Here is a 24,234-nt window from a genome sequence, read left to right as displayed (position 1 = left end):
TGTTATTTCCCTCCGGAAAGTCTTTTTTGTAGAATTCGGCTTGGTATAGACACTAGTAGATTGAAGAGAAGAACAACGATCAGCAATAAAGCTGCACTGCCTTTCGCAATGTCTTTCGCATCAGGGACGAGTGATTCTGCACCGATATACCATAAATGAACGGAGAGGGTCTCTCCCATTTTGAGCGGATTGAAATCTGGAAAGAAACGAGAAACCGATAAACCTGCTGTATAAATAAGAATTGCGGATTCCCCAAGAGCACGACCAGCAATCAGCGTGATCCCTGTAATGAGACTTGGCAATGCAGCTGGAATTAACACTTTGCGAATCGCCTGCCATTTCGTGGAGCCTAGCGCAAGGCTAGCTTCCCAATAGGAATCAGGCACTGTACGTATAGCTTCTTCCGTAACACGAACCATAACAGGCAAGTTCAAGAGGGCAACAGTTGCCGCGCCGCCGATTAAGGAGAATTTAAGCCCTAGTAAATTAGCGAACAAGAGAAATCCGAACAGACCAAATACGATGGACGGCACAGAAGACAGCGCCTCAACGGATACTCGAACGAGGTCCGTAAACCAATTCTTTTGCGCATAAATAGCTAAGTAAATACCGGAGAATAATCCGATAGGAATTGAGATCACAAGGGATAAAAATAAGACATAGAACGAGTTGAATAATTGCGGCCCAACCCCACCGCCGGCTTTAATCTCTTCAGGCTTTCCGAAAATGAAATGCCAAGATAGATGAGGGATGCCATCGCCTAGTATGCGTACGAGAAACCATGCGAGAATCCCGATAATGATAATGCCTGATGACCAGAAGTAAACCGTCGCGATACGATCTGTTGTTTTACTTGTCATTTAAGTTCACTCCTCTTAGCTACGATACGGATCACGAGAATAAGAGATAAGGAGATGACAAGCAAAACTAAAGCCATCAAGTAGAGCGCATTATTCCATGCTGTTCCGTAATTCGTGTTCCCCATATCTTTCACAATAGCTGTCGTTAATACGGTTGTAGAATCTAACAACGATTTCGGCATTTGCGGGGAGTTCCCGATAACCATGAAGACCGCCATCGTTTCACCTATCGCACGTCCCATCCCTAGGATGATCGCTGTAAGAATACCTGGTCTTGCAGCTGGTAGCAGTACGCGCCACATGGTTTGCCAGCGTGTTGCGCCAAGCGCTAAGGATGCTTCCTCTAATCTGCCAGGAAGTGAGCGAATTGCATCTTCCGAAATGGAGAGAATAGTCGGTAGAATCATGATGGCTAGGATAATCGCCGCGGGCAAAATCCCGTAGCCGATGCCGCCTGTTATTTTACCGAGTGCAGGAACGATAACCGTCATCCCGATCAACCCATATACGACTGACGGAATCCCGACGAATAAATCCGTTGCCGGACGCATAATTTCACGCATCCATTTCGGTGCGATCTTCGCCATGAACAGTGCGCCTGACAGTGCAAGCGGCACAGAGATAATGACAGCAACAAGTGTCATGAGCAATGTGCTGTATAGAAAAGGAAAAGCTCCAAATTTATTTTGACTCGGTGTCCAATCGGTTGAGAAGAAAAACTCCAAAGGACTGACATCCTTAAACGTTTTGACCCCTTGCATGCCGACGAAAACAATGATTGAGAATATGATTGCAGACACTAAGGCAGCGCTGCCGACAAACACCCATCTCATCATTCTGTCTTGCCTATGCTGATTCTGAGTCCACTTGGTGATGACTGGGCGATTTTCATCTGATTTCAGGCTGGATAGTTGATCTACTACGGAATTCACTGGGTGACTCCCCTTTCTCTTCGGTACACAAGACTTACTATTATAATAGGATATGAATGTTTGTGGATCGTAAATGAAATGTTAAGGGAATGTAAAAGTTTTATGATGGCATAAAAAAAGAGCGCTGCATGTGTATGCAGACGCCCTTGGTGTGTATAACTTATTTTTTCAACAAATCAGCTGGTAAGAACTTCAAATCACGAACTTGCTTACCTTGGAATTCTTTTGTAGTGATGTAGTCGATGAATGCTTTAGTCGCATCTTTTGCTTCACCTTTTGTGTACATATGCTCAACACCAAACAATTTGTAAGTGCCGTTTTTGATGTTTTCTTCGGAAAAAGCTACGCCATCAATTTTCAAAGCTTTAACTGTATCATCGATGTACGGTGTATCAACATAACCAATGGAACCGGATTGACCTACAACTGCTGTTTTCATAGCACCACTGTTTTCTTGAACGATACCTTCTTTGGAGAAATCTTTGCCATCCAAGATGATGTTCTTAACAAGTGTACGGGAACCTGAGCTATCTGGACGGTGTACAAGAACGATTTTCGCGTCAGCGCCGCCAACTTCTTTCCAGTTTGTAACTTTACCAGTATAGATGTCTGCTGCTTGAGCTTTTGTTACGTTATCTACTTTTACATCTTTATTTACGATTAGTGCGAATGGAGCGATTGCTACTTGGTGGTCAACTAGACCTTTATCTTTAAATTCAGCAGCTGGCTCAACATCGGAGTTACCAATGTCAGATGTACCATCAGATACGTTTTTAACGCCTACGCCTGAACCGCCTGCAGTTACGTTAATTGTTACTTTTGGGTTCTTTTCCATAAACTCAGTTGCTGCTTGTTTAACCAATGGAAGAAGTGCGCTTGATCCTGATGCTGTTACTGTACCCGTCAATTCTACTTTAGGAGTTGCTGTTGCTGCCGTTGTTGCTGCTGTTGTTGCCGCAGGAGTTTTTGTCTCCGATTTTGTACCGCAACCAGCCAAAGCCCCCATCATAAGTACCGCGGATAGTGTGAATGTGATTCCTTTTTTCGACATGAAGTTAAACATTTAGCATGTCCTCCTTTGAGTTTATGTTTCTAGTTTGTTTGTGTTCGATCCCCGTCTCGCTTGTGTCGAACGACCTTACTTCTATATCCTAACAACCGAATGTAAACTCCAAACCCACGAAACGTTAACGTAATGTAAAACTTTTAATTTACAATTCATTTACATAGTTCGACGCTTTAGTTAATAGAAGCCCCCTATATTAATAAGTAGTTAGACGGAAAATGTCTAGGCTTGTCATTTTATAGGAGGTATACATATGAGGTATTTGTCTTTGTCCAACTTCTCTATGCGTGCAAAACTGATCGCCAGCTTCAGCGGCGTGCTGCTTATTTTCTTGGCCGTAGCCCTGTTCAATCTCCATCAGGTCACGCAGATTAAGCAGCACATGACAGATCAGAACGATAAAGTCGATTTGAAGGTCATGGCACTTGAGCTTAAAAATCTGGTGCAAGAAATGAATATCATCGCCTCAGGACTTGAGATTTCCAAGAAACCTGAATTTATTGAGAAATATAATAGTAAACGGAAGCCTTATAACGATTCCATTCAACGAATTGGAGATACGGCCAGCACACCCGAGCAGCAGAAATGGCGCAGCCTTTTAATCCAAGCCTCTGTTGATTACATTAATAACTTCGATACGGCAGCCAAAATGGTACAGGACACGAGCATCAAACCAACCGACCTTCAAATTAATCTATTGTATCTATATAGTGAGTCGCAAGAATTAAAGGATAACATCTTCGGTTTAGTCGATAAGTTCTATGTGACATATGCGGATGGTGCCGCACAGGCCATTGCCGATTCTTCCAAAGCTCTCGATAACAGCCGCAACATTATGTTGGTGGCTTCCGCCATTGTCTTTTTCTTGACTTTGGTCATCGCTTTCCTCATTATTACGTCTTTCACCCGTCCGATTTCCATGCTGCAACGAGCTGTTTCACGTATAGCTGCTGGTGATTTGACACACACCATTAACTCCACCGCCAAAGATGAACTCGGTCAGTTAAGCAACAGCTTTGATCAGATGATAAAGCAGGTTCGCGGCATGCTTGGCGCAACCAAAGGAATCGCGTCATCCCTATCGGATCATTCGCATGAATTTCATCGGTTCTCACAACTGACAGCTTCAGCAAATTCGGACATTCTCAAGGCTATTCACGAAATTTCAACTGGTGCTGATGAGCAGGCGATGAAAACAGAGAGCAGCTCACTGCTCATTGCTGAGCTCGAAACGGAAATCCGCGATATCAGCGCGTTTACAAATGAAATGAAGCGCAGCAGTGACGAGGCTGCGGTGAGTACGCAGCAAGGTACGGCATCTGTGCAGGCGCTGAAAGCATCGACAGCACAGTCGCAGCTTCTGCTGCAAAAGGTTGATGCGGCGATGCAGACGCTCAGCGCCAGCTCGAAACAGATCGGCGCCATCGTGCGCTCGATCATGGAGATTTCAACGCAAACGAATGTGCTTGCGTTGAATGCCGCGATCGAAGCGGCCAGAGCCGGCGTACACGGACGCGGCTTCTCTGTCATCGCGGACGAAGTGCGCGATCTGTCTCTGCAGACCAACGGATCGTCGAAGACGATCAGTGGGATTATCGGAACGCTGCAAGTACAGATCGAAGAGCTGCAGCGTTCCATGGTTGACGCTCGTGCGTCTGCGTTGACGCAGAGCAACCACGTGGAGGAAACATTCGGCTCTTTCAGCCGAATTGAACAATCCACGTTAGGCATTCGCGTGCAGATCGAACAAATTCATCAGAAGATTGAACAAGCACAATCGAAAAATGATCACCTCGTTGATTCGGTCCAATTCGTAGCAGCGATTGCGCAGGAAACGGCCGCAGGCGTAGAAGAAGTCAATTCAACCAGCATCCAGCAAGATGCGTCGATCCGCCGAATCGCCGAAGAGTCGGATGATATCTTGGAGCTTGCGCAGCAGTTATTCGCTGAAATCAGTAAATTTCAGATTGCTGAGGGTGATGGCGACGAAAGCAATGATCTTGTATCCAGCATTGCGTCAGAGGATCTTGATAAGGTGTACATAGATGAAAAGAACGAAGCGTATGTCGTTGAACCAATCTCAACTATGGACGGCGTTGCGAGCATTGACCCCTTGTTGGAGCAACGTGATTTACATAAACAAGTGGAATCTTCAGAGGTTAAGCAGGTTCAAGAGGAGAAAAAGGAGCTTGTAACTTCGAAGTAATGCGTGCTAGTAATATGCATTCAACTAATGTGAGGGTGTCCAGTAAGCAGCTTCTATTTCAAGGGCAGCTGTCTTCTTCTGACTAATAAGCACCCGCATTGGGCTTATTGCATGAATGATTGCGAGATCTGAAGCAATAGGCACGCTAGGATTACTTATTATGCAGGTATGCGCTCAAAACAGCACCTCATGCCACCAATACGCACTCGCCGTGGGCTTATCGCATGAATAATCACGATTTCTGAATCGATAAGCACTCCAGGATTCCCTATTCAGCAAGTACTCGTCAAACAAGGCTATCTCAAAAGGTCTAACAAGACCTAAGAGATAGCCTTTTTTTGTGTAATAATAACCATGAACCAAGGAGCTGATCGACTTGCCCCGTGCAATTCTGTATGACTTTTGGGGTAGCCTCTAACTGTTTATAGAATCTGGAATTCAGCACTCGAATAGATGCAAGTCGATTTCTTCGACTTACATCACTCTAGGGGCACGGTTTCTCGTGTGCAAGTCGATTTCTTCGACTTATATCCCACTAGCGGCACGATTTCTCGTATGCAAGTCGATTTATTCGACTTGCATCCTTCTAGCGGCACGATTTCTCGTATGCAAGTCGATTTCTTCGACTTGCATCCCTCTAGTGGCCCGGTTTCCCGTGTGCAAGTCGATTTATTCTACTTGCATCCCTCAAGTGGCACGGTTTCTCGCCTGCAAGTCGATTTCTTCGACTTGCACCCCCTTGTGCCACATCCCCAAAAAAAGCTGAATCCCACAAGTGGATTCAGCTCTTTCGCGGACACACAGCTATGTACCTCTTACTTCGCGATCTCATCCGTCGCCTTAATATTGCGAAGGATGCTCACTTCAACGCGGCGATTTTTCGCGCGGCCCTCTGTCGTATCGTTCGAAGAAATCGGACGGTACTCGCCATATCCAACGGACGAATAGGAGGCCGGCTGAATTTTGGTGTTGGTCAGTAATATTTTCATAAAATTCACGGCACGCTTGGCGCTCAAATCCCAGTTCGTCTCAAAATCAGCACGATGGATCGGGATATTATCGGTATGCCCAGCCACCTCGACCTGGTAACCAGGATACTGCCCTAGTAGATTAGACATTGATGTGGCGAGCTTTTGGGATTCCGGCTTAATATTGGCAGAACCCGAATCGAATAGCGCGCGGTCGCTAATCGTAATCGTTAGCTTTTCATTATCCAGCTTGGTTGTCAGCTGCTCACTCATGTTATTTTCTTTGATGAACGCATCCATACTTTGCTTCAATTCTTTCAGATCCTTCTCTTCCTTCTGAAGTTTAGCGGCAAGCTGACTTTCCGTCTGGCTCTCTTCTTTAGTCGGCGGATTCTGATTTTTGTCATTATTCTTCGTGGAATTCGCGGCGTTATTCACAGGAATTAAATTGGACATCGCGAAAGGCGCTTCGCCCCCCGTGAAGGCATTATTTAAAGAGTGCATGATCGAGTCATATTTCTTGGAATCCAGTTGACTGGATGCGAACAGAATAATAAAAAGAGCAAGGAGTAATGTTAATAGATCCGCATAGGGAATCAACCAAGTTTCATCGATATGTTCTTCATGATCCTCATGTCTCTTTTTTTTACTCACTGTACGGATGACCCCTCCCCTGTGCCTTCTTCATAGCTCGCACGGTCCTTATTCGCAACGAAAATCATCATTTTCTGTTTCACAGAATTCGCAGATACACCCGATTGAATCGAAAGTAAGCCTTCCACAATCATCAGCTTGATTTCGACTTCTTTCTTGGACTTCTGTTTGAGCTTGTTGGCAAAAGGATGGAAGACAACATAACCTAAGAAAATCCCAAACATCGTGGCAACGAACGCCGCCGATATCAAATGTCCCAACTTCTCCACTTCACTCAAATTACCTAGTGCAGCAATAAGTCCTACAACAGCTCCGAGTACGCCAAGTGTGGGTGCATAGGTGCCTGCTTGTGTAAAAATACTAGCAAATTTCTTATGTCTTGTTTCCATTTCTCCAATATCTTCAAGAAGAACATCCCGCACGAAATCAGGGTCATTCCCATCAATAATTAAACGCATACCGCTTTTCATAAAAGGATCGGACAGCTCCTCAGCTTGCTTCTCAAGCGACAACAACCCTTCGCGTCTTGTGATGCTTACCCAGGTAATGAAGGTTTCGATTAACTCTTTTTTTGGCATTAATTTCTGTTCAGTAAAAATAATTTTTAATAAAACGGGAATTTTTTTCATCTCATCTAATGAGAAAGCAATGAACAGTGCCGAAGCTGTTCCCCCGAAAATAATTAACGCAGCCGCAGGATTCAATAAGGCAGCAAGACTTGCTCCTTTTAGTACCATACCAAAGCCAATGGAGACTGCTGCAAGTACAATTCCAATTATGGATGATTTCTCCATGTTCGAGCACCTCTTTTACGATCTATTTGTCATTTCCTACGTACATCAGCTTTTCCGACAATTCATGAGTCCTTCATCCATAATAAGTTTATTTAGGGCTTACCACAATCCTTTTCTGCTAAAAAATAGGACTTAAGTCATGGTTTGTTCATAATTCAGATCAAATCAGGTCGAATCCTGGCGATTCTTTCCTCATTAAAGAATTTCGTATGGCTGGTGTTGATTCCTGCTTGATTCGATCTTTAACTTGATTTACATATCTTACCTTGGCACATCCAACCGATATCAACGCAAAAACGCTTATCTCGGCATCCTTCTCGGAACCTAGATAAGCGTACAATCTTGTATCATTACTACTGGTTCTATCTCTTCTTTCTTATCCTTTAACCGATCCAGAAGTAATTCCCGCGAAAATATACTTCTGTAGAATAAAGAACAGAATAACTGTAGGAATCATGACTGCAACGCATCCTGCAGCCATAACGTTAAACGTCGTTGCAAATTGTCCCGAGAACGTCATGAGAGCCATTGTCGCTGTTTGCAGCTTCGTGCTTGACATGTAGAGGTATTGTGTAAACATGTCGTTATAAATAAAAATTGACTTAATGATAAGCACAGTTGCGGTCGCTGGCATTAGCAAAGGTAAAATAATCTGAAAGAAGATACGCAGATACGATGCACCATCCATCATAGCGCTCTCATCAAGTGCTTCAGGGATATTTTCGCAGAACTGCAAGTACATCCAGACCGTAATAATATCGGTTGCTACATAAATTAAGATTGGCGCACCGAACGTCCCCGTCACACCAAGCCAATGCATGAGCTGGTACAGCATCACTTGCAATAATGCTGCAGGTACGATAACAGAGGCAATGTAAACCGACAAAATGAAATTCTTTAAGAAAAAATCGAACCTGTGTAAAATGTACGCTGTCATGGCACCGAACAGTGCACTCCCTAGTGATCCGCCAAGCACGAGAATGGCACTATTCTTCAATGATGCAAGAATGTGGCCTTCAATAAGCACTCGCTTATAATTAGCAAACGTAACATGTGCGGGAGGCATGATGGCTGAAGTTGCCAAGAAATCTTTCCCTGTCTTAAGTGAGGTAAATATAAGTATGAATAGTGGAATTAAGACAATGAATGTCCAAATTAGAAGAGGAATATGCTTCAGCCATCTCATGCGGTCCGATTCCCCCTCAGCAAAATCTTACGTTGTAGAAACGTAATCACGAAAATAATGAGAATTAGTGTGCAAGTCATCGCAGCGGCAAACCCATATTCATTGAACGTTGTGTACGTTTGGATAATATAGTATAGGAATGTGTAGCTGGCCTGGTTAGGACCGCCGTGCGTCATAATCAAGGGTTCAGTAAATGCCTGAAGCGCCCCACTAATCGCTAAGAACATATTCAGTTCAACGATTCTGCGAATGTTGGGGAGCGTTATTTTCATAAAGATTTGCCAATTCGTGGCTCCATCTATTTTGGCCGCTTCGATCATATCTGAATCCATTGATTGCAGAGCCGCGATATACAGAATCATCGTATAACCTAGCCATTTCCACATAGAGATACTGGCAAGTGAGAAGATGACCAGATGCTCATCACTAAAAAATTTGATCGGAGACCACGCCAAATATCTCATGAAGTCGTTGATCGGACCGTTGCGATAGTCGAAGAGAAAGTTAAACATATAGGCTACTGCCGTGATATTCAGAATGTATGGTAGAAAAGCGATTGTTTTGTATACGTTTTTACCACGCATACGAGATGTCAGCATAACAGCGAAAAACAAAGCCACCACGTTCTGAGCAATGCCAAAAAGCGCATATACAGCATTATTTTTGAGGGAAAGCCAAACGAGTGGCTCCGTGAAAACACGTTTGAAATTCGCAAAGCCCACCATATGATAGGTCGGTAAAACGCCATCCCAATCTGTAAAGCTGTAAAACACCATCCGAACTGTCGGATAAAATAGAAAGGCTGCCATAAAGAGAAGCGGAACAAATAAAAACGCAGAAATAATAATTTTTCTCTGTAACTTGTAGCTCATACGCTCCACTCCTATATCAGTCAAATAAGCCGCCGCTTTCACAGCGACTTATTTCGTCTTGATCCTGTTTATTTCACGGCGGCGCGAGCTTTCTTCCACTTGCCGTTCAATTCGTCTAGCTTAGCGTTGATGTCTTTTCCTAGCGCTACACTAATTAACTCTTGATTATAGTTAATTTGAGCTTTATCGCTGATCGTTTTCCATTGTGAATCGTCGCCTTCATTAAACACTTTTACAGGCTTGTAGGAATTAAATTCATCTAAAGCAGCGTTCGTAATGGTTACCGACTTACGTGCGCTCAATACGCCCGTTTGTTCTGCGTAAGCTTTGTATTTCTCATCCATAAGGAACGTGTACAGAGCTTTTGCCGCTTCCGGATTTTTGGCTTTTTTGGAAATGGACAGGCTCCAGTCTGGCTCATAAGCGACTTTATAAGGACCACCCGTGTTATCGTAAGGCATTGGGATAAAGCCCATATCTTTCGGTTGAACCGGACTGTCAGGCGTATAGAATTGTGCTAACTGTTGGCTGTACCCGTAGTACATACCGATTTTACCTGCTGCATAATCCGCCTTCATTGGCTCCCAATCATACGATACTGGGTCGGCCTCAAAGACACCTGCTTGGGCAATCTTCTGAACGAGTTGGAATGTCTTCCCATATGGGCTATCCGCAGTGAAAGGTGCATCCGTTTCCGTCATACTGTGCTGATACGCTTTGAAGCTATCATTGAAAAATCTTGGAATCGGCTTGGCATAGGTTTCGAACGTCCAGATTGGCTTCATATCTGCTACGAGTCCAATAAATCCAGCACTTTTAATCTTTTTGGCTGTCGCAAGCAATTCATCCAACGTCTTAGGCGGCGTCAGTTTCAAATCAGAGAAAATCTTCTTGTTATAGATAACGCCATACGTCGCAAGCCCATAAGGAAGACCATATATTTTCTGGTCATCTGCTTTGCTTGACCCCAACCCTTCCCAATCACTTACGAGATTCGGGAATTGATCATCCAGCGAGAGCAAGTATTCTTTCTTCAAACTGTCTGCATATTCATAAAGTGGGAGCGTGACGACGTCTGGCATTTCATTGGCAACCATTTTCACTTTCACATCATCACGGAAATTTTTCGACGTTGAGGTGATCACCTTAACACCCGGATATTTCGCTTCAAACTCTTTCAATACAGCTGGGTACCAAGAGTTCAGCAAGTCATCACGGTATGTCATGAATGTCACTTCACCTTTGATATTGGAGGCTTTAGCAGTTGGAGTTGCACTACTTGCTGCAGCAGTAGATGCAGCGCTTGGCGCAGCTGAGGCAGTCGTCTCTGTCTCTTTACCACATCCGGCGATGACAGAAGTTGTAGCTACAATCACAGATAATGTGAGTACCGTTGAGCGTTTTTTAAACATGTACACGTTCCCCCTATTGGTTAACTGACTCTTTAATCGCCGCCATCGGTGCACCTCAATGGAACGATTAATTACCTTCATCATAGCACCCGCCATGGCTAGGCAGAATGCGAATCCTTAGGGTACCTTGTCATATCTTCGGCAGTTCTTGCGGAGCAAGTACACCTCGAACAGGCAGCTCAAGACGGACTATTGTACCTAATTCAGGCTTGCTTTCAATTCGCAAACCGTAACCTTCCCCACAATACAACTTGATCCGTTCATGAACATTCCGAAGACCAATGCCCCTGGAGCCTTGAGCAAATGAATCCTCATCGTTAATGTGCCGCATAAGCTCCTCTAGCTGCTCACTCGTCATGCCTTTGCCATTATCCTCAATGTCAAACCACATTTTCTCCCTACCTGCAAAACCACTGATCTTGATAACCCCTTTCTCGTCCTTCGTCTCAAGTGCATGATAAATCGCATTTTCCACGATCGGTTGAAATAGGAGTTTAATCACTTTCAAGCTAAGTAAATCGTTAGGGATGTCCAGCACAAGTTCAAACTTATCTCCAAACCGTCGATTTTGAAGTACGATATAATTGTTCAAATGCTCAATTTCTTCCTTAACCTCTACGACCCGATTCCGTGTATTGATGCTATAGCGAAGCAAGCTGCCTAGAGTACTTATCATACTTGCTGTATCCATGTCTCTTTTCATCCGAGCGGTCATGCGAATCGATTCCAACGTGTTATAAATAAAATGGGGATTAATCTGCGCTTGAAGCGCATTCAACTCAGCTTCTTTCTCACGCATACTCGTCAAATATACGTCGTTAATTAACCGTTCAATTTCATTAATCATTTTATTAAACCCTTTGCTGAGATTGCCGATCTCATCATTTGAATTGACTTGTAACCTTATTGTCAAATCACCACGTTCAATCCGTCTCATACTTTCGATTAATCGCTTAAGCGGTTTAATGATGCCATAAGAGATTGATGCCGACATCACCAAGGATAGAACCGTAAAGGCAAAAATTAACAAGATTAACCGGTTTTGCACTTGTTGACCATCACCAAATAACGCTTTTTCTGGAATAATGCGCACAAAGGTCCACTCCGCAGAAGGAATCCGACTAACCATCATGTAGCGATTGCCCCCTGGAACTTTCAGCAATTGACCATTTGCTCCGCTTACATCTATTCCTTGCAAAAAAGCCAGTCCGAGATCCGGTTGGCTGGCATGTAGTCCGATATGACGTTCATTTAGATCATAAACAATCGTATTCGACTTATCCAAAATCACGATTTGTTCACCAGCAGTCGAACTAATTTTGGAGCACACATCACGTAGAAGAGAAATGTCCGTGAATAACCCAATGACTCCAAGAAGCTCCCCGCTATCTATGTCTTTCAACCCTCTCGCAACGGGGAATACGAAATGTTGGCCATTTGTTACCTTCGGGATCGTATTGGGAATTTCAGTCGCTCCCGCAATGATTTCAGTTCCATTCGAGACTAAGCTGCGTTGGAACCAATCTTCCTGTGATGGTGAATAGGGCTGAACCAATTGTTCCGAAGATAACGAATAATTGACCATTTGTCCTTGCCGATTAAAAAGAAACACGGAATGGATATACTTCTTCGTCAACCTCATACTATTAATTAAATTATTAGATTCGTTTTGAGTCATATCCCATACGTCTGGGTTTTCATCCTTAGAGGTCAAACCGTCGGCTTCTTTCAATACAGTCCGCAAGCTCCGATTATATAGCGGTTGGAGCGTCAACCGAGCCATATCATTGATATACAGATCGATCCCCTCGGTTGCTTGTTGATTTAACTGCTGAATTAAACGAATTTCCTTCTGTTTCGTATTCTGGGAGTACGTATGAAAGATGATGTAATAAATCAAAAGAGGCAACAGAATCAGAAGTGTCATGTTAACTAAAATCTTTTTTTGGATGCTTATATTCCGGAGTCGCCCCCTTTGCAGCATGTGCCATCCCTTCATACGGATTCCCCCACATTCATTTATTCGATCAGATTACGGTATTCGCTTGGCGAGACACCAATCATTTTCTTAAACACTTTACTGAAATAGGCAGGATCGTCATAGCCCACTAACTCCCCTACCTCATAGGTTCGATAGCTGCTATTTTTAAGCAGACTTTTTGCCTTATCAATTCTCACTTGCGTGACGTAATCAATGAAATTGATGTTGCATTGGATTTTGAACAATTCGCTCAGATAGTTGGCGTTCATAAACACCAGATCTGCCATTTTACCAAGCGTAATTTCTTCCCGATAATTTTCGATGATATAGGACTTAACCTGTTGAATGGATTTCTTCTCTCTCTTTTGATCAATGACCTGCATGTGCTGAATGACCTCGCTAAACAAGTTTATCGTATGCAAGCGGATTTCATCCAAGGTATCGAACTGATCCAGAAACTTAACGAATGAGAAGGCAACACCAAAGCAATCGATGAGCGCTTCTTTGAACCTAACATTATCCGACTGTAAAGAAAGAAAGGTATTCGACAATTCTAAAATAACCAATGATGGCTGTGTGAATTGATTGACATGATACTGACAATAGTTAGCGAAAGCCCCTTTGAGTTTACGGGTATCCCCTGTCGAAAGGCTATCCAGCCACCCTTTTTGCAATTCGGACGTGACTTTGGGGAATGAAGCTTCAAGGAACCTAGGCAACTTGGCATTGCCGTCAATAATGGAACTGTTGGATCGATAAAACCGATATCCCAACTGGGATACAGCGCTTTCATAGCTTTCATTTAAATCTTGAAATTGAGCCACCGCACGCCCACTGCTTATTGAAAAACGAAGCTTTGTATAAGTTTTCAAATTACGAAATATATCCGATGCAATCGAGCTCTGAATGTGTTCAAGCGACGCTTGATCCTTGACATTATATACTAGCACAAGAATGGTATCTTGATAAAAAGAGTGACACTGTGCATGGAGTGCCGCTGACTCTTGCGCAATATTTTTGACAATAAATTGATTAATTTTCAGTTGCTCAGTCCCTAAACTCATCTGCAAATAACGATGATTATCTAATTGAACAAGACTGACAGCATACATCCCATCCATCACTTCAATATTATAGTAGTCTAATTTCTCCCCGGCATCTCGCCTTGCTAGACGCTTACCCGAACAAATCAATTGCTGCAAAAACTGATCCCTTAACAAGGGCATGCTTTCATTAAATTTCATATTCATGCTGAGAGAATCCAGCTTACTTTGTTTTTCAGCTTCTAAATCGCGGTCAATCTTGATCAATAGTTCATGAAGCTGTGACTCAACAACTGGTTTGAGCAAATAATCAAGTACGCCTTCCTTCATAACCTCTCTAACAAACTCAAACTCATCGAACCCGCTCAAGACCACTTTTTTGATCTCCGGGAACCACTCCGACATCCGCTTCACTAATTTTACGCCATCCATCTTCGGCATCTTAATGTCTGTAATGACAAGATCTGGTTTCGTCTCCTCAATAAGCAACAGAGCCTCATATCCGTTAGCTGCTTCACCAATGATCTCATAGCTCGGATCTAAATCTGAAATAATAAAGGACAGCCCCTGCCTGATCGGTAACTCATCATCCACAACGAGAATTCTTAGCATGCTGCCACCACTTTTCGACAAATTCCTATATGCCAATACTATAGCACATTCCATTTCCACTAGAGAATGTAATCCTTGCGGCGATGTTGTCTTTTCTTCGGAAAAAGCCCGCATGGCACTTTTGTCCACACAGGCTACTTTTACATTTATGAAGTTATTGTTTGGCTAGCACCCAACGTTGATTGTCTCCGCCTGTATCGGTCCACTGAATAATGTTGGCGCCATCCGATGTGGAACCCCCATTAATATCCAATGGTAAACCGCTGGTTTGAGCGACTATTTTATAATAACCGCCGCCACTAGATGTCAGGGTGAACCGCTGGTTGATGCCGCCGTTATCCGTCCATTGATCAATCCCAGCACCGGCAGTTGTGGAGAATCCTACAACATCAAGCACCTTGCCACTATTCACATTCGTTAATTTAAAAGAACCACCACCCATGTCGTCCAAGCGCCATTTCTGGTTATTCCCTCCATTACTTGTCCACTGATCAACGATTGCGCCGTCTGTGGCAGAAAGAGCAGCTACTTCTATCACTTTCCCACTGCTTTTGGAGGAGATCACGTACGTTGCGCCACTTACGAGCGCCGCTGAAACACTGCCTTGTGCTTTGACGGATATATCTTTGAAATCATTATCCATCATATTCGATAGAACCCCTACTGAACCATTTGCCACAGAAGTGTCTGTATCTGTTCGCAGTGCTACACCATTCTCATAAGCAGTGAAACTAGATCCATTGACGTCGACCATTAGGTTGGTATACGAACCGACGCCTGGGAAAGGAGCACTAACATCTCCGCCTACTTTGGATTCTACGCCATTCACCATTTTGTAAAGTCGCACATAACCGTCCTCTGCCCATCTGTAGACATAATAATTCCATCTGTCTTTAAAGCGGAAAACTAACCCCGCATAGGTGTCGATTTTCTCCGAATTGATGCCATACCATGTATAAGGTTTCTTCGTTGGTTTCACTGAAGCACTGTAGGTATAATTCGTCCAAGTATTGTTTCCACCTGTTATCATAGGTTCATGGAGGGCACCCGTCAGATTACCACCCGCTCCAGTTTGGAACTGTTCGACTCTGCCTTCGCTCATATTGTAATTGTGCAGGACCTTCGTACCGCCATCCGTATCTACTTTCCAATCCCCATTGCCGTCTACAACTTGCCAGGATTCAGGTAGATTGCCAACTGTATCCGACGCAAATGTTTCCGTCCATGGAATACCCGACGCGCCTACGATGGACACATCGACTTGATCCGATGCGGTTGCATCATCCTTACTGACTGCTTTGATCGTCACCTTACCGCCTGATGGAATCGACGTTGGTGCAATATAGAAGCCATTGCCGTCGATCGTCCCTACGGAAGAATTCCCCCACAGTACACCATTTACATACCAATTGAATGTGGATGACCAACCATCGTTTTGCGCAGCGTTAAATCTAAAACTGTTGCCGGCCGCAATTTTCTGAGGATTAGGGAAAGGTAAAATGACTTTTAAGGCACTATACACAGGGTCATATGTCGTGCCTTGTTCAATCACCAGAATATCATCCCACTGTAGTTCAGGGATTGAAATCGTAGCAACACCGCCACTGTACGTGTACGCTGGGATCGTTCTCCGCGAATTCCACAGTTTATCTGGCGTTGTCATCCAAATGCGTGTTGGTGCTGTCGATAACGATACTTTGGCGGTAAAATTCGTTTGTGTCGTCATGACCTGTGTACTTGGATTAAAATTCCCATTCACCAAATGAAGGACGGTACGCCCAGTCTGTCCAAGCGCACTCATGTACACTTTGTTCGCACTTGAGGTTAATGTCGATGGGGAGAGCTGTGTGAGATTATGGAACAACTCTGAGTTCTCTCTCATGAACTTAAAATGACCAGCTTGAAGGGAGAATACACCATTCTGATAGGTATCATAGGAATTCATCCAGCTTTTCAACTGTCCAGGGAAACCGCCAGCGGCAAGTCCTTGTGCATTACCTGATCTTAAAAATGCTGCGTAATCTGCCGCATTGCTTGGTCCTGTCGTGAAGGATCCTGCATGATCCTGAAACCACATGACCGGCACATTGGAGCTGGTCACATGACCCTTTAACCAACTAATATTATTGACACCGGCATCAAACCTGCCATTCGTTGTCGACATGGGATAATCATTGATATTGTAATCGGACACACCTGCTCCGCCCCAATAGTTATTCGCCATGACGAAAATTTTCTTACCGTACGTATTCCAAGCATAATTCCGGACATCTTGTAAAATGCTTGCTGCATTGTTCTGATTGTACATTTCATCGAATTCAATACCCATTGCACCAAGATCGATCTGCTTTTTGGCTTTATACTCCAGTTGCGCTTTGCCGCTAACTGTGTTTGGATCGATATAGGTATAATCATCCGTCGCATTATAGCCTGCTTCATTCACATTCACCCCAGGAGCAAGCGTTTCATACCGTGGAGCCCACCAATGTGCGGATACACCTCCTGACAAGATGCTGCCGTCCTTTGTGAGACGTTGAACCGTAGCGGTAATGCCATCGAAGTTCTTGTCTTGCAGCTCCGTTCCCACCCACTCATAAATACCACGATGAATAATATCGGGTTGGATAATTCGTGTAAGTGCACGATCTCTAGAGTTGTTGACGGCTTGATCGAAGGCCCATACATTCACTTGACTCATATCCGTGACCAAATTTGCCGGAGAATTTGAAATCCCCGACCAATTTGTACCATCTGAAGCTTTGATACCGAACCAATATCGCGTATTCGCTGATAAGCCTGATACCGTAAATGTCTGCTGCGAACCTGAGGAGGCAGGACTAGGCACGCCTGACACTTGTGTGGCGACATTCCAAGTTTGATCTGTGACAGGTCCGCCCTTGTAATAACGGATCTCATAGGATGTAGCTGTTCCCACAGTTCCATCGTTTCCAGGTGCCGTCCAGCTTAGCTGAATCGACGTGCTGTTCGGCTGTGTAGTTCCGAGATCATTAACGATTGATGGTGGAATAGCGTCTGCTGCATATGAGGTACCGCTGAACGTAGTAAGCGTTTGCACTGCGATGGTCGCTAACGCGAGTACTCCTTTTAACCCATGTGAACGCAATCTTGTCATCTTACCAATTCCTCCCTGACTGCTTCTACGAATTTTCAAAGCTTATCGTGACTTATGTAGCTGCCCTAACTCCTCCCTCATTTATGCTTCACTAGCAAAATAATCATAAATCGGATCCATTCGTATTTGAATGTAGAATTTCAAGCTTGTTTGCACTTTTTACGTCTATTTCGTTTGTATCCTCTTTCCGCCTCTCTTTCTGGTGCACGTTTCTTTCGAAAACCATAAACTTACCCTTTCCAATATGTTAAAATTGGTATGTCTTGGTAGTCATTGTGGGAACGATAGAACAGAATAAGATTAGCTTACAAGGCGTAGGAGGAATGATAGCATTGGAAAAACGACCTTTTGGCCGGACGGGGCAGCAATTCCCGGTATTAAGCTTTGGCGCGCAACGTATTGTGGACGAGCATAACTGTACAGAGGATGAAGCCATTCAGATTGTAAATCGAGCGATTGATGAAGGCATTACTTATTATGACACAGCACCCAGCTACTCTAAGGGGCAATCCGAGGAACGTTTGGGTAAAGCTCTTGCACTGCATAACCGCAGGGACAAGGTATGGATTGCAACGAAGACGAATGATCGTACGCGAGATGGCTCCTTACGACTGCTTGAGGCCAGCCTCAAGCGCCTGCAGACGGATCATGTGGAGGAATGGCGCTTACATAATATTATGAAAATGGAAGAGCTGGATCAGTGCTTTGCCAAAGGAGGCGCACTTGAGGCTTTAATCGAGGCGAAGGAACAAGGGATGATCAAGCACATCTCGATTAGCGGTCATACGAATCCGAATGTCCAACTGGAGGCCATTAACCGCTATCCGTTCGATAGTGCGCTCGTTGCCCTGTCTGCAGCCGATCATCTCGTCTATAGCTTCGCTCATGAGTTCCTGCCGAAGGCGAATGAGAAGGGCATTGCCATTATCGGCATGAAGGTTATGGCGCTCGGCCAATTGGCCCCTTGGTATGAGAAAGCGCTGCGCTACACGCTCTCCCTCCCGATTTCCACCGCCATTGTTGGCATGGAGTCGATGGAACAGCTGGAACAGAATCTCGCGATTGCCAAAAATTTCACCCCGATGACCGATCTCGAGCAGCTCGATTTCCTGAAGGAAATTATGCATCTAGCCAATCCCGATGTGTTGAAATGGAAATCCAAGGACTGGGTGTCCGGCGAGTGGTATGTAAGATAGAAACGGTGAAAGCCCGATAAGCTCAGATGAGCCTATCGGGCTTTTCTACTTGATAAGTACAGCGTACGTCACAATAATCGCTATTGCTTAGAATCGAAATAGAAATGCTCAGCCTTCCATTGCTTCCCTAATTGAAGAATGCCATACGAGTAGCGGGGCTGTCTTCTTTTATCCGTAGGTGAACCGGGATTGAACATAATTATACCTTGCACATTTTGAAGATACGGGATATGCGAATGTCCAAAGATGACCATGTCGGGCCGCTCAGCTTCGAATGCTTCACGCGCTCTTTCTTCTGTTGTTTTACGGAAGCCATCCCCATGGATCAGCCCTATACGAAATTCACCGAAGGTTAATAGCTTCTTCTTCCCAAACCTTGCCACAATATCTGCACCGTCATTGTTACCAGCAACCGACTCACATGGCGCAATCTGCTCGACTAGCTCGATGACATGCTCACTTACCCAATCGCCAGCATGAATGATAAGATCAACACCCTGTAAACCCGCTATGAGAGCATCAGGCAGCTTCTCAGCTTTGTAAGATAAATGCGTATCTGCTATCACACCAATTCGCATCGCTTTCCACTCCTTCCAACATCAACTAGTCCTTAAGGATATACTAGTCATGAAAAAGCAGGAATGCAAATCAGCGTGCGCAGCGCTCTATGCACAATATTATGTCTGGAACCAGTAATATTACTGGGTAACCAGAACATCATCAAAGCTTGCCGTCGAGGATGCCATGCGGTAACCGATTTTGCCTGTGCTCAGCTCCGTTGTTCCATTTGTCCAATTAATAAGCTGCGTACCGTTCAAAAAGCCTAGTATATTATTGCCGGTTACTTTCACTTTGAGGTCGTACCAGGTATTGATACTTGAGCTGAATGAAACACTCGTAAGCAAGGTCAGTGTTCCACTTACCTTCTTGTATAACTCAAACGCATTCGTGCTGTTGTTGATGCGCAGCATATAGTAATTGTTCGCATCTGTTACACGGAAGAGTATACCAGCGTTGGCATATGCATTATTCAGCTTCAGCTTCGAGGAATACGTGTAGTTCGTCCAAGAGCTTCCGGCAAAAGCAAGCGCTTCCCCAGTAACCAAGGACTGATTAAACACTTGGCTGCCATCTGTGATGACACTCCATGTACCGCCGCTGGTTGTCCAATTACTTGATCCGCTCTCGAAATTGTCGCTAAAGACGGTAACTGGCGCGGAACCAATCCCCACTCCCTCGTATGCGCCCCGGTCTGTTACGCTGTTAGCCGGGACTGCGCTGCCCCAATAATCTTTACCGCCGTTGCTGCTAATCGCAACTCCGCTATCGATGGCTGGAGAACCGTACTGCAACTTGTAACCATCGAGCGCGGTTAAACTCGTTCCTGTCCCTGGGTTCACTAGGAGTGGGTTGGTCGTAAGCTTGTGCGCATCACTTGGTTCAGAACCGGGATGATTACCATAAAAAACATTATAATCAAACACATTATTCGTGCCGCTGCCGAATGAGTATCCGCCGCTGCCTAGGTTATAGATGATATTATTATTAAAAGTCGTATTGCTCGCATATCCACCCCAATCGTTGATTAGCAGAATATTGGTGCCAGCTCCCGCCCCAACGTAGATGGTATTGTTATAGATGCTCGTATTAGTGACAGGACCTGCCAATTGAAAAATACGTGTACCATCGTTCTGACTAATGTTATAACGCACAATAGTACCATTATTGAAATTACTTGTACCGTTGTTACAAATCAGAACAAAGCCGCCATCATTGTCATGACTGTAGTTGTATTGGATGATCGTTCGATTCGACACATAGTCCGAGTCAAATCCTTGCCCATCCAAGCTTCCATGCGTGCTATACGCTTCGTTGTATTGCACGAGTGCATCGTCCGTATTGAACGGCCAGATCGCAACCCCTTCAGCGCCTGAGCGCATATTGGCATGATGAACGACATTGTACTGAATGACAGGAGCTGTGCTTACCCTAACCAGAATGCCGTCACGCCCAATATCGTACACGGTATTATATTGAATCAGCACGTTGGTGAAGCCTGACCATGGCCCGGAGTCAACCATGCCGCCACGATTCATCCAGCGAGAGTGCGTTTGAATACCTGTTGCATCCACCGTATACACGGTATTTCCTTCGATCCGCACGTCGTTCCACTTGGTGGATACGGAAGTTCCTAATGCCTGAACCGCGATGCCGCCATTCTTCTTATCCGTATTAATCCCGTTCACATCGTGTACGGTTAGATTTGAAATATGAATGTAGTTGGCCGTCCCATAGTCCGAAGCAACTACATTGACACCTAAGCGTTTTGCAGCGGTCGTCCCCTTATTCGTCACTTCTAAATTTTTAATTTCCCAGTATTCCTGATTGTACAAATAGACAGCCGCTCCTCCGCTGCCATCGGCATTCATCGTAAGCCCATTGCCGTTAATGAGCGGTTTATTACCGCTGCCGTAGCTAGAAAGGGTAATCGGGCTGCCAGGCACGCCAGAACCCTTCGGATAAAGCTGCCCCGTCCAAGTACCTCCCGCCTTGAAAAGGATCTGATCGCCAGCTACGAACGTTGTCGCATTCACCTTGGTCAAGCTTTGCCAAGCCGTTGCCTGGCTTTTCCCATCTCCGCTGTCATCAGGTCTCGATGAATCCACATAATAAATAGTTCCTGCGGCCAAAGCAGCTTTAGGCATTGCTCCTACTACGGAAAGCAGGATAACGATGGCAGCGAAAATGGTCATTAATTTTTTGGCTGAACACATAAATGATTCCCCCTTACATGATTGGACACAAATTTGTTAACGCTTTCAAAATTTTCCATTTCAAATCTACTCCTCTTAAACGATAAAACCTCAGCATTCAACGATTGATCATTTGTCATTCATCAAGCAGGTTTCTTTTTTCATGCGACTGCTGTGCTGTGCTCTCCCCTCACCTCCCTTCAAGTATCCTTCGAACAGCAGTCGCTCCTACGACTGCTGTTCGCTGTGTCACCTCAAGGAATTACCATTTAGACTTATAGATTGGAAACCGGACCAATGCCGATCTCCTCAGGGAGACTTCCGGAATAAAGAAGGACAGTTTCCCCCTGCTTCAAATCAATCTCATACACACCTGGTGACATCTCCGTAACGGAGAAAATCCGTTCTCCGCTCGTTTCGAGCGGTCCAACCAAATTCGGCATGATCTTCAATGGCGCGCCGGCAAGACTTTTAATCACCACAAATTCCGTTTTGCCCTTCTTCCATCGACCAGAAACTTCAAAAGCGCCTTCCGCCAAAAGCTTCCCAAAAGCTATTTCCTTCCATTCATCAGGAACGGCTGGAAAAATGCGGATCATATCGCCCCAACACTGCATGAGCATATAATGGATGCACTCCGCGCTGGACAACGGCGTTTCGATCACCGGGGACAACTCCGCATACATGGAATTTGGATACAAAAAACGGCGGAATTCTGTTAAGTAAGCCAGCGTTTGATTGCCATCACCCAGCGTAGCTGCCATACAAGCCGCACCTGTATAGGAATAGCCTTGTAATCCTCCCATTAAATCAATCCAATGAGAGATGGATTTCTTAATCAATTCTGCATATTCCGGCTGATCAGCATGGACAAGATGCAGAGGGAAAAACATCAATAGATGGGAATAATGCCGATGAGATACGGCAAAGGGCACGTCTTTTCCTACCTTGAAGCCATTGTTGTCAATGGGATAGGGCGTCAGATCCCGCAGCACTTCCCTCCAACGCTCCTCAAGCGGATCGCCAAGACGCAGCTGATCATTAGCCGTAAGCAATGCCTGACAGCCCCAACGGAACAATGCCAAATCATAATTAGCGTCCTCCGATGGATAAGCCGTACTATTTTCCGGTCCCGGATACTCGGGGGAAACTGTTTTGGGCAAATGAAGATAGCCATCCTCACCCCTAAAGCTGATGTGTAAATACACATTCATGCTGGCTCGCAGCAATGGATAAAGTCGATCCTTAAGGAACGTTTCATCCATTGTGGAACGGTAGTGCCTCCACACATTATGCAACGCCCATGGTAAGTTCCCGTATTCAAAATCAGGTTTTAGGCATGGTGATATTAAATGAACGCTGGATTGCCTTTCGATATACGCACCGTCATCTAGTCCGATGGGTATCGCGTTTTGGCGTAAGTTTTCTTGATATCGTTCCAAATTTCCGATTAATGACTCACCGATTGACAGCCGATTTGCTTTATAGACCGAGAGATAGGACAGCTGTACGTTTAAATTCCACCAAGTTCCTGGCCAAGCTGATTGCGTAAGCCAAGGCCCCTGATTATCCAACACGGGTGTATCCTCACGGACAGCACTTGCCAACTTGTACATTTGAATCCAATACATCCCTTCCCAATACTTATCAGGAATAGAGATGAAGCTCGCCGGATAGTAGTCATGCCACCAGGCTCTATGCGTTTCAAGAGAATCTTCCAAACAAAGCTTAGTAGCGGAGTCAATCGTCCTAAGAGCGTCATCTATTGCGCTTTCGTCATAATAGGAATTTGCGATGCTTACGTATACGACACCATGGGACTCGCTATAGTTAATCTCTTTCCAAGCCACGACACAGGCTCCCTCGGAAATAACGGTGCCGTCTTCCTGTTCTTTAACGAAAGTTTGAATACTTATCTGTGTTCCTTGCTGAGTAAGCTGCAGTGGAGGCGGAGGGAGAAACCTTCGAGACAGATTGTGTGGCTGGAACTCCAACCTCGGACTCACGCCATGGCGGGGCCGAAATCCCACTAACGCGCTTTCGCGTCCAGTTGATTTCCATTCAATCATCAGACAATCCATCCGAGCATGGGCAATGGATCGCCATTCAAGCGTTCCTTGATCTGTCGTCATCATTCCTGTTGCTTCTGCATGCCATAAAGACAACCGCATGGTTTCTTCCTGGATCTTGCCTCTTGGCCGCAGCAGCATATCACCAATCGGAACACGCGGTACGGACCAATCGATCCCAGTCAAATGATTATGCGCAACAACATCATTCCGTCCCAGTTCCCACGCCAAATCCTGCGGCGAGTCCTTCAGAATCATGGCCCCAATCATCCCATTTCCGATGAAAGCGCCTTCTCCCCATTCCTTTCGTGGACTATGGCAATTACGCCCTTCCGTTGCTTCGTAATAACCGCCGTGAAACTTAAGCTCGTTCTGAACCAAATCGTGTGCAGAAAGAAATGATTCCCAATCTACTTTAAATGCCATCCTGGATTCCTCGATTTTCCTATAGTTATGCAGGCCTGTATTCTGCAGTTACCTTATGGAATAAACAGATT

16 protein-coding genes are annotated in these 24,234 nt (G+C 44.8%); 2 read left to right on the top strand and 14 right to left on the bottom strand.

Features of this window, described 5'->3' with window-relative positions; translation table 11 throughout:
- Positions 1-2: 2 nt before the first annotated feature.
- From pstA to A8709_RS23020, 3 genes are all read right to left on the bottom strand, one after another.
- The gene (pstA, locus tag A8709_RS23030) at positions 3-860 is read right to left on the bottom strand and encodes a phosphate ABC transporter permease PstA (protein ID WP_065855563.1); all 858 of its coding nucleotides are present in this window, start codon (positions 858-860) and stop codon (positions 3-5) included.
- A complete protein-coding gene (gene pstC / locus A8709_RS23025; protein WP_065855561.1) occupies positions 857-1,792 on the bottom strand; it encodes a phosphate ABC transporter permease subunit PstC in 936 nt (311 codons plus the stop codon). The genes pstA and pstC overlap by 4 nt, the downstream gene beginning before the upstream one ends.
- 160 nt (positions 1,793-1,952) lie before the next feature.
- A complete protein-coding gene (locus A8709_RS23020) occupies positions 1,953-2,855 on the bottom strand; it encodes a phosphate ABC transporter substrate-binding protein (RefSeq protein ID WP_065855559.1) in 903 nt (300 codons plus the stop codon).
- Between the two features lie 256 nt (positions 2,856-3,111).
- On the opposite strand from A8709_RS23020, the gene A8709_RS23015 reads away from it, so the two are divergent.
- Positions 3,112-5,064, top strand: a complete 1,953-nt coding sequence (locus tag A8709_RS23015) for a methyl-accepting chemotaxis protein (protein ID WP_065855557.1) — start codon at positions 3,112-3,114, stop codon at positions 5,062-5,064.
- An 815-nt stretch (positions 5,065-5,879) separates the two neighbouring features.
- Here the strand turns inward: A8709_RS23015 and motB are convergent.
- The 8 genes from motB to A8709_RS22975 all read right to left on the bottom strand — a co-directional run bounded on the left by motB (position 5,880) and on the right by A8709_RS22975 (position 17,719).
- The gene (gene motB, locus A8709_RS23010; RefSeq protein ID WP_065855555.1) at positions 5,880-6,686 is read right to left on the bottom strand and encodes a flagellar motor protein MotB; all 807 of its coding nucleotides are present in this window, start codon (positions 6,684-6,686) and stop codon (positions 5,880-5,882) included.
- The gene (gene motA, locus A8709_RS23005) at positions 6,683-7,480 is read right to left on the bottom strand and encodes a flagellar motor stator protein MotA (protein ID WP_065855554.1); all 798 of its coding nucleotides are present in this window, start codon (positions 7,478-7,480) and stop codon (positions 6,683-6,685) included. Before motA ends, motB begins: the two co-directional genes overlap by 4 nt.
- Before the next feature lie 376 nt (positions 7,481-7,856).
- Complete coding sequence (locus A8709_RS23000; protein ID WP_065855552.1) at positions 7,857-8,666, bottom strand: carbohydrate ABC transporter permease; 810 nt, start codon at positions 8,664-8,666, stop codon at positions 7,857-7,859.
- Positions 8,663-9,538 carry a carbohydrate ABC transporter permease gene (locus A8709_RS22995; protein ID WP_065855549.1) on the bottom strand — a complete coding sequence of 292 codons (876 nt, stop codon included), beginning with the start codon at positions 9,536-9,538 and terminating at the stop codon, positions 8,663-8,665. The genes A8709_RS23000 and A8709_RS22995 overlap by 4 nt, the downstream gene beginning before the upstream one ends.
- Positions 9,539-9,606: 68 nt before the next feature.
- Positions 9,607-10,950, bottom strand: coding sequence for an ABC transporter substrate-binding protein (locus tag A8709_RS22990; protein ID WP_065855547.1), 1,344 nt, complete (start codon positions 10,948-10,950; stop codon positions 9,607-9,609).
- A 130-nt stretch (positions 10,951-11,080) separates the two neighbouring features.
- The gene (locus tag A8709_RS22985; protein WP_167357157.1) at positions 11,081-12,877 is read right to left on the bottom strand and encodes a cache domain-containing sensor histidine kinase; all 1,797 of its coding nucleotides are present in this window, start codon (positions 12,875-12,877) and stop codon (positions 11,081-11,083) included.
- 92 nt (positions 12,878-12,969) lie between these two features.
- Positions 12,970-14,607, bottom strand: a complete 1,638-nt coding sequence (locus A8709_RS22980) for a response regulator (RefSeq protein ID WP_167357156.1) — start codon at positions 14,605-14,607, stop codon at positions 12,970-12,972.
- Between the two features lie 133 nt (positions 14,608-14,740).
- Positions 14,741-17,719: an RICIN domain-containing protein gene (locus A8709_RS22975; RefSeq protein WP_065855541.1), complete on the bottom strand. Its 2,979-nt coding sequence runs from the start codon at positions 17,717-17,719 to the stop codon at positions 14,741-14,743.
- Between the two features lie 323 nt (positions 17,720-18,042).
- Here A8709_RS22975 and A8709_RS22970 point away from each other — a divergent pair, with 323 nt between their 5' ends.
- Entirely contained in the window at positions 18,043-18,915 is an 873-nt protein-coding gene (locus A8709_RS22970; RefSeq protein WP_244163293.1) for an aldo/keto reductase, read from the top strand.
- A gap of 80 nt (positions 18,916-18,995) precedes the next feature.
- On the opposite strand, the gene A8709_RS22965 is transcribed toward A8709_RS22970, so the two are convergent.
- The 3 genes from A8709_RS22965 to A8709_RS22955 form a co-directional block, all read right to left on the bottom strand.
- A complete protein-coding gene (locus A8709_RS22965; protein WP_065855536.1) occupies positions 18,996-19,493 on the bottom strand; it encodes a metallophosphoesterase family protein in 498 nt (165 codons plus the stop codon).
- A 120-nt stretch (positions 19,494-19,613) separates the two neighbouring features.
- On the bottom strand, positions 19,614-21,689 hold the full coding sequence (locus A8709_RS22960; RefSeq protein ID WP_065855534.1) for a 3-keto-alpha-glucoside-1,2-lyase-like domain-containing protein: 2,076 nt from the start codon (positions 21,687-21,689) through the stop codon (positions 19,614-19,616).
- 254 nt (positions 21,690-21,943) lie between these two features.
- On the bottom strand, positions 21,944-24,163 hold the full coding sequence (locus A8709_RS22955) for a glycosyl hydrolase family 95 catalytic domain-containing protein (protein WP_084225337.1): 2,220 nt from the start codon (positions 24,161-24,163) through the stop codon (positions 21,944-21,946).
- Between the last annotated feature and the right edge of the window lie 71 nt (positions 24,164-24,234).

It is taken from the genome of Paenibacillus pectinilyticus, from assembly GCF_001700435.1.
GTDB classification, from domain to species: domain Bacteria; phylum Bacillota; class Bacilli; order Paenibacillales; family NBRC-103111; genus Paenibacillus_E; species Paenibacillus_E pectinilyticus.
The sequence above is the reverse complement of the archived record's forward strand: the minus strand, read 5'-3'. Positions and strand labels throughout refer to the sequence as shown.

Bases quoted from the DNA above. Each gene is read 5' to 3' on its own strand.
- pstA (WP_065855563.1), bottom strand. From the start codon at position 860: ATGACAAGTAAAACAACAGATCGTATCGCGACGGTTTACTTCTGGTCA.
- A8709_RS23020 (WP_065855559.1), bottom strand. From the start codon at position 2,855: ATGTTTAACTTCATGTCGAAAAAAGGAATCACATTCACACTATCCGCG.
- A8709_RS23015 (WP_065855557.1), top strand. From the start codon at position 3,112: ATGAGGTATTTGTCTTTGTCCAACTTCTCTATGCGTGCAAAACTGATC.
- motA (WP_065855554.1), bottom strand. From the start codon at position 7,480: ATGGAGAAATCATCCATAATTGGAATTGTACTTGCAGCAGTCTCCATT.
- A8709_RS23000 (WP_065855552.1), bottom strand. From the start codon at position 8,666: ATGAGATGGCTGAAGCATATTCCTCTTCTAATTTGGACATTCATTGTC.
- A8709_RS22995 (WP_065855549.1), bottom strand. From the start codon at position 9,538: ATGAGCTACAAGTTACAGAGAAAAATTATTATTTCTGCGTTTTTATTT.
- A8709_RS22990 (WP_065855547.1), bottom strand. From the start codon at position 10,950: ATGTTTAAAAAACGCTCAACGGTACTCACATTATCTGTGATTGTAGCT.
- A8709_RS22985 (WP_167357157.1), bottom strand. From the start codon at position 12,877: ATGACACTTCTGATTCTGTTGCCTCTTTTGATTTATTACATCATCTTT.
- A8709_RS22975 (WP_065855541.1), bottom strand. From the start codon at position 17,719: ATGACAAGATTGCGTTCACATGGGTTAAAAGGAGTACTCGCGTTAGCG.
- A8709_RS22970 (WP_244163293.1), top strand. From the start codon at position 18,043: ATGATAGCATTGGAAAAACGACCTTTTGGCCGGACGGGGCAGCAATTC.
- A8709_RS22965 (WP_065855536.1), bottom strand. From the start codon at position 19,493: ATGCGAATTGGTGTGATAGCAGATACGCATTTATCTTACAAAGCTGAG.
- A8709_RS22960 (WP_065855534.1), bottom strand. From the start codon at position 21,689: ATGTGTTCAGCCAAAAAATTAATGACCATTTTCGCTGCCATCGTTATC.
- A8709_RS22955 (WP_084225337.1), bottom strand. From the start codon at position 24,163: ATGGCATTTAAAGTAGATTGGGAATCATTTCTTTCTGCACACGATTTG.